This window comes from Mucilaginibacter achroorhodeus (genome assembly GCF_007846095.1).
GTDB lineage: Bacteria > Bacteroidota > Bacteroidia > Sphingobacteriales > Sphingobacteriaceae > Mucilaginibacter > Mucilaginibacter achroorhodeus.
In genome coordinates, this window is the sequence record NZ_VOEI01000006.1 from 70,122 (window position 1) to 85,399 (window position 15,278).

Annotated in this window: 8 protein-coding genes; 5 read left to right on the plus strand and 3 right to left on the minus strand. The window is 46.5% G+C overall.

Annotation, left to right across the window (positions count from 1 at the left end; genetic code table 11):
* Nucleotides 1-231: 231 nt before the first annotated feature.
* From FPZ42_RS15495 to FPZ42_RS15510, 4 genes are read left to right on the plus strand one after another with little or no spacing between them, the layout of a single operon-like run.
* Nucleotides 232-8,139, plus strand: coding sequence for a gliding motility-associated C-terminal domain-containing protein (locus tag FPZ42_RS15495; RefSeq protein WP_146272741.1), 7,908 nt, complete (start codon nt 232-234; stop codon nt 8,137-8,139).
* 19 nt (nt 8,140-8,158) lie between these two features.
* Nucleotides 8,159-9,166 (plus strand): PorP/SprF family type IX secretion system membrane protein, encoded by a 1,008-nt coding sequence (locus tag FPZ42_RS15500; RefSeq protein WP_146272743.1) that lies wholly within the window; start codon nt 8,159-8,161, stop codon nt 9,164-9,166.
* An 11-nt stretch (nt 9,167-9,177) separates the two neighbouring features.
* Nucleotides 9,178-11,160 carry an OmpA family protein gene (locus tag FPZ42_RS15505; protein ID WP_146272745.1) on the plus strand — a complete coding sequence of 661 codons (1,983 nt, stop codon included), beginning with the start codon at nt 9,178-9,180 and terminating at the stop codon, nt 11,158-11,160.
* 24 nt (nt 11,161-11,184) lie between these two features.
* A complete protein-coding gene (locus tag FPZ42_RS15510; protein ID WP_146272746.1) occupies nt 11,185-11,523 on the plus strand; it encodes a hypothetical protein in 339 nt (112 codons plus the stop codon).
* Nucleotides 11,524-11,573: 50 nt separating this feature from the next.
* Here the strand turns inward: FPZ42_RS15510 and FPZ42_RS15515 are convergent, their stop codons facing one another.
* From FPZ42_RS15515 to FPZ42_RS15525, 3 genes are all read right to left on the minus strand, one after another.
* On the minus strand, nt 11,574-11,978 hold the full coding sequence (locus FPZ42_RS15515) for a response regulator (RefSeq protein ID WP_146272748.1): 405 nt from the start codon (nt 11,976-11,978) through the stop codon (nt 11,574-11,576).
* Nucleotides 11,978-13,573 (minus strand): sensor histidine kinase, encoded by a 1,596-nt coding sequence (locus FPZ42_RS15520; protein ID WP_146272750.1) that lies wholly within the window; start codon nt 13,571-13,573, stop codon nt 11,978-11,980. The genes FPZ42_RS15515 and FPZ42_RS15520 overlap by 1 nt, the downstream gene beginning before the upstream one ends.
* A 187-nt stretch (nt 13,574-13,760) precedes the next feature.
* Nucleotides 13,761-13,961, minus strand: a complete 201-nt coding sequence (locus FPZ42_RS15525; protein ID WP_146272752.1) for a YtxH domain-containing protein — start codon at nt 13,959-13,961, stop codon at nt 13,761-13,763.
* Between the two features lie 297 nt (nt 13,962-14,258).
* On the opposite strand from FPZ42_RS15525, the gene FPZ42_RS15530 reads away from it, so the two are divergent.
* Nucleotides 14,259-15,272, plus strand: a complete 1,014-nt coding sequence (locus FPZ42_RS15530; protein WP_146272754.1) for an NAD-dependent epimerase/dehydratase family protein — start codon at nt 14,259-14,261, stop codon at nt 15,270-15,272.
* Nucleotides 15,273-15,278: the final 6 nt, after the last annotated feature.

Consider the following 15,278-nt stretch of genomic DNA (forward strand, 5'->3'; position numbering starts at 1 on the left):
GCGTTGACTTGTTAAATCTGTGCAATTACATCAGTTAGCTTTGGCTCCCGCCAATGCAATCATTGGAATAAGTGTTTTTTCTCTGAGCAGCTAAAATAATGAACAAAATGGATAGAGCACTTTTTTTGTGAATAAAATGGTAAAGCTGACCATTAAATGAACAAAGTGCTTTAAGGTTATTCGGTTTTCAAGAGCGTAATTAGGATCAAGATCAAACCTAACACTCTATGCATGAAAACCTCTACCTACTTTAGCAGATTTGTAGCCGTTCTGCTACTACTGCTTTGTACTACTCTCAATGTAATTGCGCAGCGCAACTTTGCTACAACACAGCAAAGCGGCCGCAACGATATTTTGTGTCTCGGTTGTGTTGTTGACAACGCCGCACTTGCCGTTGACGGCAACCTGCAAACCAACTCGGTAATCAGGGTTGGGGTAGGTGTAGCCGCATCAACCTACCAGGAACTTATATTTCCCGGTGCAGCCAAGGTTGCCGCTAACACGCCTGTAACAGTTAAACTGGGCACAGGCGATAATTTGCTGGACCTTACGGTGCTGGGGCGCATAACTATTCGCGCTTACAATGGCAATACACCTGTGGGCGGAGCTATCGCTGCTAATACCCTGTTAACAGCTTTAAGCAACAACAACCAGTTACAGCTTAGCATTACACCAACAGCAACTTACGACAGGATACGCATTACGCTCGGTGGTGGCCTGGTTGGCGCACTAAGCAGCATTTACGTTTACGAGGCCTTTTACAACGGGCCGGCAAACGTTGCCTGTAACAACGCGTTCGACGAATTGCATGGGATATCGGCAGGGTTGCTTAACCTTGGTGTTGATGTGGGGGGCGTTGCCAACCCACAAAATGCTATTGATGGTAACATCAATACGGCATCAACCCTTAATGCAGGCATAGCTGCAGTAGGGGCTTACGCACAGCAAACCGTTATTTACGAACGATTATCAACCATAGGCGATTCAGTTCGCCTTACTATGGCGTTGCCGCCTGCGCTGATAGATGCCGGTGTGCTGGCCAATATTTCCATATCAACCTACAACGGCAATACCTACAATAATGATGCTGTTGTTTTTAATTCAGCGTTGATCAACCTCCGTTTGCTCGATCTGGTGAACGGTCGCCGCAGGTTTACCGTAACCTATGCGCCTGCAAAGGCATTTGACAGGGTACAATTGCGCCTTGGCGGCGGGATTGCCAATGTGCTATCAAGCCTGAACCTATTTGAGGCTGAAAAGCTGATACCACGACCTGTGATCAGATTCAACAATGTAGTCACTGATAACGCGAATGTTTGTGCCGGCAGCCCGGTATCATTAACGGCTGTTGCAGTGCCTAATACTGTGTTTAAATGGTATACCCAGCCAACCGGCGGTACCGCAGTGTTCACAGGTACAACATTTTCACCAGGTGTGCTTGCTGCTACAACAAGCTACTACGTTTCGGCCATGCGCAACGGATGTACCGATGAATCTGAGCGCACAAAGGTAACCGTGACTGTTAATCCAGTACCGGCTGCACCCGTTGTCGCTAATAATAACTTGTCTGTTTGTCCCGGTGGAACGGTCACTTTTACCGCTACCCCGGTTACGGGCGTATCCATAAAATGGTATGCAACGGCTACCAGCACCACGGTATTAGCAACAGGTAACAGCTTTACTACACCTGCAATAAACGCCACAACAACTTACTTTGCAGAGGCTACCACAGGTGGCGCTTGCCCAAGCCCAACACGTACGCAAGTTACTGCCACGCTAAGTGCGCTACCTGCAGTGCCAACGCTAACGGCCAACAATGTAACTATCTGTACCGGCGATGTGGCTATACTTTCAATAGCTACGCGTGTGGCGGGGCAAACTTACAACTGGTATACCGTAGCAACAGGCGGCACACCTGTTTACACAGGTATTAATTTTACAACACCTGCTTTAACTGCAAATGCAGTTTATTATGCCGCGGCTGTAAGTGCAACTGGCTGCGAAAGCGGCACCCGTGTGCAGGCAAACGTTACAATATCGCCCAAACCGGCTAACCCAACACTGGCTGCAAGCAACCAAACTATTACGGCTGGCCAAACTGCAACCGTCAGTGTAACCAATGCCCAAACAGGAGTTACTTACAGGTGGTATACATCTGCCAACGCAGCCACCCCTGTATTTACCGGCAATACTTACACCACGCCTGCTTTATTTACCAATACAACCTATTATGTGGCTGCATTTAACGCAGCGGGTTGCGAATCAGCAGCGCGAACATCCATCACCATCAACGTAAACATCAATAATAATTCGCCATGTTCGTTTGCAAACGTGCAAACAAGTAATACTAACGGCCTCTGCGTTGGCTGTTTTGTTGAAAATGGCGCACTTGCTACAGATGCAGATACAACCACTGCTTCAACTTTGCACGTAATAGCGGGTTTATTGGGCGGTTACCAGGAACAAAACCTCGTGTTCCAACAACCGGGCCTCGCGGGCGATACTGTGAAGCTTGTTTTCCGCTCACCCGTCGGTTTGGCAGATGTAAGTTTGCTTGGCCAGATCTCGGTGGCGTTATACAATGGTGCTACACAGGTAGGCAGGTACACGCTTGATAATAATTTACTTACACTGCGCTTATTAGGTCCGGGTAACCGTTACGGTGTTTTCATCCCTGCAACCGGTAATTACGACAGGGTGCAGATCCGCTTAAATGCGGGTGTTGCAGGTTTGCTTACCGCGCTTGATGTTTATTATGCTGTACAGCAGTTCCCTAAACCGGTATTTGGTAATGGCTCGCCGCAAATATGCAGCGGTAGTCCGGCAACGCTAACTGTTACGGCGCCTACTACCGGTACCATCAGCTGGTTTGCCAACCCAACCGGAGGCACTGCGCTTAAAACAGGTCTATCTTATACCACCGCTAACCTAACTGCTACTACTACTTACTATGTGGAGTATAGCCGCGGTACCTGCGTTAGCCCGGTGCGTTATCCTATAACAGTTACTGTAAACAATCCCCCTTCTAAACCAACAGTTGTACCACCAACCACAACCATTACCGCCGGCCAAACTGCTACATTTAAGGCTACCGGTGCTACAGGTACGGTTATCAAATGGTACGAGGCGGCAACCGGCGGCACACCGGTGTTCACGGGTGCAACGTTCACTACACCTGCACTTTCGGCAAACAAAACATATTATGCCGAAGCAGTATTAGGCGATTGCCCATCACCAGACCGTACACCGGCATCGGTTACGGTAACACCGGTTGTGGTGCCTAATGTAACGGTAGTACCGCCAACCCAAGCGGTAGATCCGGGTACATCGGCAACTTTGGTGGCATCATCAACCACACCTAACGTTACCTTTAACTGGTACACGCAGCCAACCGGCGGTACAATCGTATATACCGGCGCAACATTTAACACGCCCTCGGTATTTGCACCAACTACTTACTATGCAGAAGCCGTTACGCAAGCCGGCGTGAGATCTGCAACAAGGGCACCGGGTGCAATTACGCTTAACTCAACGTCTACCAACCCTGTGCCTTGTGGTGCGGCAATTGCACAAACCAATACAGTTGGTGGCGGCCTGCTGTGTGCGCTATGTGGTATATCAAACGCAAACGGTGCCGTTGATAACGACCGTAACACATTTTCTCAATTAAATGTACCTATCGGAGTTTTGGGCGGCTATGCCGATCAGACCTTGAGGTTTGCCAATATTGGCCGTTCAGGCGATAGCATTATTGTGGAAATGGGTATCCCGGGCAGCCTTGCAAGCGTAGGCGTACTATCGCAAATAAGTTTAGCTACATACAATGGCGCTACCTTTAATAATGATAGAACAGCTCTTAACGGTGCATTACTGACCATCACTTTATTAAACAACACCAGCCGTTTCCGCGTGGCATTTAAAGCTACCGGAGATTTCGACAGGGTAGAGGTAAGGTTGAACTCCGGCGTTGCCGGCGTTTTAACCGCATTAAATATTTATGATGCGGCACAATCGGTTGCTGCGCCAACGGTAACAGCTGCAAGTGTTACCGCCTGCGCCGGAACGCAAGCAACGCTAAGCGCAACCGCCCCAAGCCACGTTACCATTAAATGGTATACAACTGCAACAGGCGGTACGCCGGTGGCAACAGGTGCAACTTTTAACACACCTGTACTTACATCAAATGTTACTTATTATGCAGAAGCAAGTCGCACAGCAGACGGTTGTGCTCAGGCCGTTCGTACTCCGGTAGTGGTTACCGTAACGCCAGCCCCTAATGCGCCGGTGGTAGCTGCGCCAACGGTAACTGTCTGCTCAGGTCAGCCTGCAACATTTACTGCTACCGCAGTAAACGGTGTAACCTTTGCGTGGTACGCTACGCCAACGGGTGGTACACCTTTAGCAACAGGTAACAGCTTTACTACCGGCCCGCTTACCGCTAATACCACATATTACGTAGAAGCACAGGCTGCGGGAGGATGCGGTAGTTCGGCACGTACGCAGGTTACAGCTAATGTAACTGCTACCCCATTGGTACCAACCGTGCAGCAAAGCACCGTACAAACCTGTTCAGGTTCTACAGCTACGCTGACTGCAAGCTCAACCCAGCCGGGCGTTACCTTTAACTGGTATACTACTGCCACAGGTGGAACACCAGTAGCTACCGGCGCCACATTTGTAACGCCTGAGCTTACTGCCAGCAGATCTTATTTTGTGGAGGCTGCTTCAGGCACTTGCGTTAGCGCAACCAGGGCTGAGGTTAAGGTTAATGTTAACCCTACACCGGCTGATCCAACAGTTACGGTTACTTCTGCCGGCGGACAGATCTCATCAGGCCAAACCGCTACACTTACAGCTTCATCAACCACTGCGGGTGCTGCTTTTAAATGGTATACCTCCGCAACAGGTGGTACCGCAATATTTACCGGGGCAACCTTCACTACCCCCGTATTAACATCCAATACTACATACTATGTAGAGGCAGTGTTAACGGCAACAGGTTGTACCAGTGCATCGCGCACGCCGGTAACTGTTACGGTAAGTCCGATATTCTCAACATCATGTGATTTCGCATCAACTCAGTTAACAGATGTAAACGGCGGATTGCTGTGTGTTGGATGTTCAATAACTAATCCTAATAACTCCATTGATACCGACACTACAAACTTTGCCCGCCTAAACATGCCGGTGGCGGTGCTTGGCTCGTACGTGGCCCAGCAACTGATCTTCAGCGATGGCGGCCTGGCAGATGATAGTGTTACAGTTAAGATAGCTATCCCTGCTACTATTGCTTCGGCAACGGTGCTTAATCAATTGCAGATAGCATCTTATAACGGTGGTACCTATAACGGCGACAGGATAAACCTGAGCAGCAGCCTTATTGGTTTGCGTGTCCTTGCCGGTGGCCGTACCGCTATCATCAGTTTTGCGCCAAAAGCTGCCTTTGATCGCATCGAAATAAGGTTGAACAGCGCAGTGGCAGCCGTGTTTAACACAGCTGATATTTACTACGCAAGCAAACAGGTTGATGCCCCTGTAGTAAATCTATCAACTGTAAATATTTGCTCGGGTTCAACAGCAACATTTACTGTTAACAACCCTAAGGCAGGCGTTACTTACACCTGGTACACCAGTGCGACCGGCAACACAGTAGCAGGTACGGGTGTAAGCTTTACCACACCGGTACTTAACGCTACAACAACCTATTATGTAGGCAGCAGCCGCACATCAAACGGTTGTGCTAACCCTAACCGTGTAGCGGTAACTGCAAATGTAACGCCATCACCGGTTAACCCAACGCTTAACCAAACTGCAGCAACTATCTGCGCCGGCGAAACCGTAACCTTTACCGTTACAAACGCAGGTACAGGTACAGTACGCTGGTATAATGCTGCCACAAATGGCACGCTTTTATTCACCGGCGCAAGCTACACCGTAACGCCGCTTGCCAACAGTACTTATTATGCTGAATTAAGCAACGGAACCTGTACAAGCCCATCGCGCACAACAGCTACCGTTTCTGTAAACCCGCGCCCGGCTAAACCCGGTGTGGATGCAGCTAACGTACAGGTTTGTACCGGCGGTACTGCAACGCTAAGCGTAACCAACCCAGATGCAGGTGTTACTTACAACTGGTACACCACTGCAACTGCAGGCACTATTGTTTACACAGGTGCAACTGTTACCACTGCGCCGATCAGCCAAAACACAACTTTCTATGTTGAAGCCGTGAACAACGCTGGCGGTTGTGTCAACAACGGTGGCCGCACTGAAGTAGCTGTTACTGTAACCGGAGTTATAGATGCACCTACGCTTAATGCAAACAATACAACAGTTTGTAGCGGCGGATCTGTTACCATCAGCGTTAACAACCCGGTAGCCGGTCAGCAATATAATTTCTATACAGATGCAACTTCGGCCACGCCGGTATTTACAGGTACTAGCTATACGCTTAACAATGTAACTGCAAACGTATCGCTGTTTGTTGAGGCGGTGAGAGGAACCTGTACAAGTGCAACCCGCACCCGTGCAGATATCACTGTTACACCTGCACCAAATCCGCCGCAGGTACAGGCACCGGCAGGTGGTTTGGTAGCCTGCGATGGCAGCGACTTCACCATCAGCATTGCTAACCCGCAAGCCGATCTGGTTTACAGATGGTACAGCGCTGCGACAGGTGGCACACTGCTTTACACAGGTACCGAGTACACAGTAAATATTTCTGCAACAACAACCTATTATGTTGAAGCTGCAAGCGCAGGCAACTGTAACCCATCAACCCGTACACTGGTTACGGTTACCGTTAGTCCGCTGCCTCCGGATCCAACCGTTACAGCAACAAATGTTGCTGTGTGCCTCGGCAGCAGCGCTACGCTAAGTGTGGCTGCTGCACAAAATGGTATCACTTACAAATGGTACAGCTCGCCGGCACAAACTACCGTATTGTTTACGGGGCCAACCTATGTAACAGATGCTATTACAGCAACTACCAATTTCTACGTAGCTGCGTTTAACAGCAACGGTTGCAGCAGCAGCAACCTGGCCATGGTACAAGTAACTACAAGGCCGGCACCTGCGCCACCGGTTATAGCTAACGATGTGCCGGTAGCAACCTGTGCAGGTATCAGTGCGGTGCTGAACGTTACCAATGCGCAGCCGAACTTTACCTATAAATTCTATACCGTTGCTACCGGAGGCACTGCCGTATTCACCGGTACTAATTACACTACGCCGGTATTAAATGCCAATACTACTTATTATGTAGAAGCACTCAATGAAGATGGCTGCCCTTCAGCCACACGTACACAGGTAACGGTTACCGTTAATCAGGGCCCGGCTGCACCGGTGGCATCTGCAAACGGTACCGAAATATGCCCTAATACCAGCACCACCATTACTGCAACATCAGAAGCAGGCACCACTTTAAAATGGTACGCTGATGCAACCGGTGGAACGGCGCTGTTCACAGGTGCTAACTTCACTACGCCGGTATTAACCAATACCACAACCTACTATGTAGAGGCCGTAAGTACACCTACAGGTTGCGTATCTGCAACACGTGCAGCGGTTACCGTTAAGGTGTTAGGCCCGCTGCCTGCACCGGTGGTAACCGTACAAACCACTACCACATCAAGCGTAACCTTTACTTACAGCGCCGTACCTGGTGCAGTAGGCTACGAGTTAAGCCTGGACAATGGTGCTACTTACATAGCACCAAGCTCTGGCGCTAATGGTTTAACGCACACTGTTGGCGGGCTAAACCCTAACCAATCGGTTACCATTGTGGTACGTGCACTGGGTGCAAGTGCCTGTCAATTAAGTGCAAACTCCAACGCGGTTACCGGCACCAGCTCTAATCCGTTTGGCGACGGCATATTTATACCAAACGCCTTTACACCAAATGGCGACGGTAATAACGATGTGCTGTATGTGTACGGTACCAACATCAAGAGCTTAACCTTTGCGGTGTATGATCAGTGGGGCGAACAACAGTTCCGCACTACCAACAAGGCTGCAGGTTGGGATGGCACCTATAAAGGCCGTGCGCAACCGGTTGGCGTTTACGTGTACTACGCAGATGTAACGCTTAACAGCGGGCAGGTAGTCAGGAAAAAAGGTACCGTAACACTAATCAGATAACCTCTCTAAATCTATTCACATGAAAAATAAGATAATAGTAATGATAGCGGTGCTGCTCCAGATAGGAGCAGCCAACCGCCTCTTTGCACAGATAGATCCGCATTTTTCCCAGTATTATGCCTATCCCATGTACCTTAACCCGGCTTTAACAGGGGTTTTTAACGGAGATACGCGTATAACCGGGAATTTCAAGAACCAATATGCATCCATCAACAATGCCTACCAAACAGGTGCCGTTTCTGCCGATTTTCGCCCTACCGACAGGGTTGGTGTTGGGGTTAATATCCTCAACCAGGCTGCGGGTGACATCGGTTATAATTACTTTTCGGCCTATGGCTCGTTCTCTTACAACATCGCTGTATCAAACGATGGTTACAAGAAGGTAAGCTTTGGCGTGCAGGCTGGTGTTATCAATCGCTTTTTTGATGCAAACAAAGCGCAATACGGAAGCCAGTTTAACCCTGCCAGTGGTTTTGACCCATCACTACCAAGCAACGAGAACTTCCTTAATACCAATGCCACCGTGTTTGATGCCGGCGCAGGTGCTTTCTACTATGATGGCGACCCATCGCACAATGCCAATTTCTTCGGCGGGTTCAGTGTATCGCACCTGGCCCGTTCAAAAGATCCCATTGCCATGGCATCAAATACCAGTACAGCACAGCGTTTACCGATGCGCTACACTGCCCACGCAGGTATCCGCTTAAAGATAAACGAGAGTTTTGATCTGGTGCCACATGCTGTTTACATGAAACAACAAAAAGCAGAAGAAAAAGCAGCGGGTGCCTATAGCGAATTTAAGGTTGATGCTGATAAGGGTCTTATACTGGGTGCCATGTACCGCTTTAAAGATGCTGCGATAGCTAACGTAGGTTACCATTTTAATAATATGATCATCGGCGCGAGCTATGATTTCAATACCACGCAAACCCGTTCGGCTTTTGGCCAGGGTGGTATCGAGTTATCTATCAGCTACGTGTTCCGCAGACGCATACAGGAGCCGGAACCTATTTGCCCAAGGTTATAATCTTATCGCTTATGAAAAAACTATTAACCATATTATTATTAATTGCGGCAATAGCACCTGTACATGCCCAGTACAGCAAGGATAACCCGCGTGCGCTTGCCGATAAAGCTTTTAACAATAAGGACTATTACGAAGCTGCTTACTATTACCGCAAGGCAGCCGAAGGCATGAGCCTCATTACGCAGCAATCAATCCCATATAGCGGTGGCGGAAAAACCGCTAAAGCAAAGGATGGCAAGGTTAGCGACAAAACCTACATCGCCTATCAACTGGGCGAATCGTACCGTGGATATGAAAATTACCTGGAAGCCGAACCGTGGTATTACCGTGTATTACAAGAAGGCGACGAAGCAAAATTTCCATTGAGCCGCCTGTGGTATGGTGTATGCCTGCGTGCCAACCAGCATTTTGATGAAGCCATAAAACAGCTTACCGATTTTAATACCAGCTACAAAGGCGATGCAAAGTACCGCGCCATTGCCGATAAAGAGATCACCAATTGCCGGTTTGCAAAGGAGCAATATAAATATCCATTACTGATAGATGTTGCAAAACGCAAAGGCCCATGGTTCTCTGATGGATCTGACTACGCCATGTACTTGAAAGATGGCATGAGCTACTTCACTTCATCGAGATTTGCTAAGGATGAGAAAACGCATGTGAACAGGCTTTACATGCTTAGGAATGACGGCAGCGGGCAGCCACAGCAGGTGCAGTTTAAAGATGATGGCAGTATGAAAAGCAAAGAGCTTGAATATGGCACGCCAGTCTTTACACCCGATGGGCAGCATATCTATTTCACACGCTGGTTTAAGGTGGGCAGCAAATCAACCTATGCTATTTATACCAGTCGCAAAGGTAGCGATGGTGTTTGGGGTGCGCCTGAAAAATTAAATGCTAATGTTAATGCCGATGGCTTTAACTCTATACAACCTTACATCACTACCGATGGTAAACAAATGTACTTTGTATCTACCAAGCCCGGGGGCTACGGTGGCGACGATATCTGGGTAGCCGACCTGAGCGGCGACGGAAGTCCGGTTAATTCTAAAAACCTGGGCTCAACCGTAAATACCAGCCAAAATGAGCAGGCGCCGTATTACGATGTGCAGAACAAACGCCTGGTGTACAGCTCAAAAGGCTTTACCGGCTTAGGCGGTTTCGATTTTTTTGAAACGATGAATGACAATGGCAGTTGGAGTACTCCGGTAAACATGGGCTACCCAATGAACTCTGCCAAAGACGATCTCTATTACGTACCCGACCCTGCGAATGCCAACAAATTTTACATCAGCTCTGACAGGGAATCTGACTGCTGTTTAAACCTGTTTGAGGCTTATGACAAGCGCCACACACTAAGCGGCCTTGTGGTTGATTGCGATACCCGTAAGGCACTTGCCGGTGTTAAGGTAAGCTTTGTCGATTCGTTAAGTAAGCAAACTATCAAATCGCTGGTAACAGATAAAACGGCACGCTACAGCTTTAATGTAAAAACCAGCAGGCCTTATAACCTGGTGCTTGAGAAAGAGGGATACTTCACTAAAGTACTACCGGTGCCGGCAGCTGGCCGCGAAATGCAGGGCGATACCTTGTTCAACCCTGATATATGCCTGCAAGCCTTCAAAAAAGATAAACCTATTTTGATCAACAATGTGCTTTATGATTATGATAAAGCCACCCTTCGCCCGGAATCAAAAACGGTATTGAACGAACTGGTAACCATTATGAAGGATAATCCTAAAATAAAGGTAGAACTGGCTGCCCATACCGACTCTAAAGGCAGCGACAAATACAATATGGCACTATCGCAGCGCCGGGCACAAGCTTGTGTAGACTACATCATTAGCATGGGCGTTGCCGAAGACCGTATTTATGCCAAAGGATACGGCGAGCGCCGCCCCATTGCACCTAACACACTACCAAACGGCAAGGATAACCCTGCCGGCAGACAGCTTAACAGACGTACTGAATTTACTGTGATTAAAGTAGAATAGAAAAAGTAAAGGAGAAGTAAAGCCATGAAAACGAACGCCATTTTTTCAACCAGACCAACCCTTAAAACTAAGGGATTTTCAACGCACCACATTGACATTTTTAACCTGATCCTGCTGGGTAAAACAAATCGCGAAATTAACCAGGTATTAGGTTACACCAAACGGTCGCACGCGGTGGTAGACCATTCGCGCAAGGTAATGTATAAAATACTTGCGCTTGAGGAACTGGGCCGCAAAGACCACCATGACAGGGTTGTTTACCCCCGTAATTACCAGTTTTGGTGGAAAAAGCTGTTGGATAAACACATGGAGACATTGCTGTCTGTAGCAATTGCTCCTGGGTTTTATGACGACAGGGAGTAGTAAGAGGACTCTTTAGTGTGAAGCAACCCCGCGAAGGCGGGGTTGCTTGTTTATGCATGCAGCATGGTTAAAATATCGTGCAAATGATCTACCGTTAACGGCTTAACCACAAAGTCTGTTACTAACTCAATTTGTTTTGCTTTGCGGTAATCGTCCTGGTCTATTGATGAGCTTACAATGTAAACCGTAATCTTTTTATTTAAGCCGGGTAACACCGCTGCAAATTCATCCAGGAATTGCCAGCCATCTAACACCGGCATATTCAGATCAAGCAATATCAGGTCTGGCAACTCCCCGTTGTTGTTCATGTTCTCGATAATAAAATCGAGTGCCGCTTTCCCGTTATGGAAAAAGATAGTTTTATCGGCAATGTCTGCTTTGGCAATAATCCGCTTTACTGAAAAGGTGTATATTTCATCATCATCAACTACACACGCAACATTTATTTTTTTCATCAAAATATTATTTTAAAGGTTGATCCGGATCCCGGTATACTTTCTACTTCAATTTTTCCGCCTTGTGATTCTACCTGTGTTTTAACCAGGAACAGGCCAACACCATGCGCATCCTTACGGTCGTGGAAGGTTTTGTACAAGCCGAATATCTTTTGGCCGTGCAGCTTAAGGTCTATGCCAACGCCGTTATCAACGCATTCCAAAACGGTTTCAAGTTTATCGTTTTTATAGGTTTTTATAGTGATAAGCAGCGGCCTTTGCGTATCACGATATTTAATAGCATTAGAAATAAGGTTAGTTAAAATACTCTCCAGGTAAATGCGTGGGAAGCTTATCATTTCTACATCTAACTGTAATTCAATCTTCGCATTATTAAAGTTAAGGTCGGATTGAAAGATATCCAGCACCTTCTTCAACTCTATGCCTATGTTAAGCACCTCCCGCTGTATCACCGTATCTTTGATGCGTATCGCTTCAGACAGATGTTCAAGCGTATCATTAAGAGCTGCGCTTACATTGCTCATCTTATCAAAAAGTTCCTTGTTGTTTGCATCAAGGTTGTCCGTATCCACTAAAGATGAGATGAGCGCCATATTGCTGGCGTGGTTACGGATATTGTGCGAAAGGATGTGTGTAAAGTTTTTAAGCTGCTGATTATTTAAAGAGGTTAGCTCAAGTGATTTGTTGAGTGCAAATTCCGTTTGTTTATAACGGTCTATATCCATAAATATACCACGTAGCTTTACCACATTGCCATTCTCATCTAACAGAGGTTCCCCGGTCGATCGAACCCAAATAACATTACCCCTGGCGGTCTTCATTTGCAGCTCGTGGTCCCAGCGTGTGTTGTTTTCTATTGCTTCACGCAAAGCATTTTGAGCCTTGGTAAGGTTACTGCCGAAAAAATAGTCGGTAAGTTCAAGTTTATCCAGATCGATATTATGCGGTATCTCGAAAATATCATATACAGTGTTGCTCCAGGTGCGCTTATCGGTTGTAAGGTCTGTTTCCCAGCCCCCAACACGACTTATGCGGCCAGCCTCTGATAGCAAAAATTCGCTGGCAGCAAGTTTTTCTTCTACCTCGCGGCGCTTTTCAATTTCATCTTCCAAGTCTTTTACCGTGCGTATGTTAACTGCCAGTGGGATGATGCGGTTAAGTGCATAAACAGAAAATATAGAAACAAGGCCTGTAATAAACCTTACCAAGGCGCTAAAACGATAGGCCGGCCACCAAAAAATACCTGCATCAATTAAGTGCGTGGTGCCGCATAATAATATGAAGGCAACAAATAGCAAAAATATTTTGTGGAACGGGAGGTCCTTACGTTTGCGAACGAGCTTTAATAACAGGATAGGTATCGCAAAATATGCCGCCCATATACTCAGATCAGAAACAATATATAGCCATCCGTGAAAATCTGTCCAGTTGCCGCAATGCCAGCGGGCAGGAAAATCAGCAGTGCTAAACAATTTGCTAAAAAAATCATCTATCTGCTGGCTAAAAGAAGCTTTGGTAGCCGTATGAGCATGCGTTTTTTCGCAATAAACGCCACAGGTTGCTACACTGTCTGTAAATCGGTTAATGTAGATCACAGGTTAAGAGATAATCTTTAAATATATGTGTAAATCATATAGTTGTAATAAAAATTATTTCAATTTAAGTGAGAATTTGAGTAGTTAAACAATGGTTAATAATCTGTTAAGCTATACTTAACTGCAGGATTTTTGAACATAAAAAAGCCCCCTGCAAAGCAGGAGGCTCCAATTTTATCTTAAATGTTTAACCGTTGTACGACCTTACTTTTTCAGCAGCCATATCAACCTTATCTGCAGCAAACTCTTTGGCTTTATCAAACCATTCAGGTGCTTTTTCTCTTAGGTCATCCAATACAGAGCGGCCATCCTCGTCTCTTTTTTTCATTAGGTAGTTAACGCCTAAACCTACCGCTGCGCCAATCGCTATAAATCTTATTAAGCCCATGATGTTTTTTGTTTAAGTAAATGATATTAAAGAAATTACAACTATAGTGCCAAAGCAAATAGAGGCAGCACCGGCAGGGCAGTAAAAAACTTGTTAAATAGTTAAATAAACATAATTTTATAGCGTGTAAACCTACCATGTTTTTGAACAAAACGGGAAATTAAATCAACACGTATTTATATTGTAAAAGCGTTTGGTGCCTGTAGTATAGAGGTTTACAACATGCGGTGTTGGCGGCCTGGTTTTTGCAAATATTTACACAAACAATAGTAAGTAAATTAAGATACCACATTAGTTATGATCACTTCATTAGTAACCGGCGGTGCCGGCTTTATCGGTTCGCACGTGGCAAGGCATTGTTTAGCACTTGGCCATAAAGTTATAGTACTTGATGACCTTAGCGGAGGTTTTGAAGACCATATACCGGCAGGAGTAGAGTTTGTTGAAGGCTCAATCAATGATGTAGCCTTATTAGAAAGCCTTTTTGAGAAGCACAGATTTGATTATGTGTACCATCTGGCAGCTTATGCAGCCGAGGGCTTATCGCACTTTATCCGCAGGTTTAATTATAACAATAACCTTATTGGCTCGGTCAATCTCATCAACCTTTCGGTATTATATAAAGTAAAATGTTTTGTATTTACCTCATCAATTGCTGTATACGGCGCAGGCCAGTTGCCAATGCTGGAAAGCATGGTGCCACAGCCGGAAGATCCTTATGGTGTAGCTAAATATGCCGTTGAGATGGACCTTAAGGCAGCACACCACATGTTTGGTTTAAATTATGTGATCTTCCGCCCGCATAACGTTTATGGTGAGAACCAGAACATTGGTGATAAATACCGTAACGTGATAGGTATCTTCATGAACCAAATAATGCAGGAAAAGCCAATGACCATTTTTGGCGATGGCGAACAAACCCGCGCATTTAGTTATATTGATGATGTTGCACCGCATATTGCCAATTGCGTAAATGTACCTGCATCCTACAATGAGGTATTTAACGTTGGCGCTGATAAGCCTTACACGGTAAATGAGTTGGTGCAGGTTGTGGCTGATGAATTAGGTGTTGAACCCAAAGTTACCCACCTTGAAGCCCGTAAAGAAGTGATGCACGCGCATAGCGACCACGCAAAAGCTGCCGGAGTATTTGGTGCAAATAAAAATGTAAGCCTAAAAGAGGGTATAGCTAAAATGGCTGCCTGGGCAAAGGTAGTAGGCTCACGCGCCAGTGCCGAATTTGAGAACATTGAAATTGAGGAAAACCTGCCGCAAGGTTGGAGCAAAAAAGAAAAGGCAATAAATTCTTAATAGCTA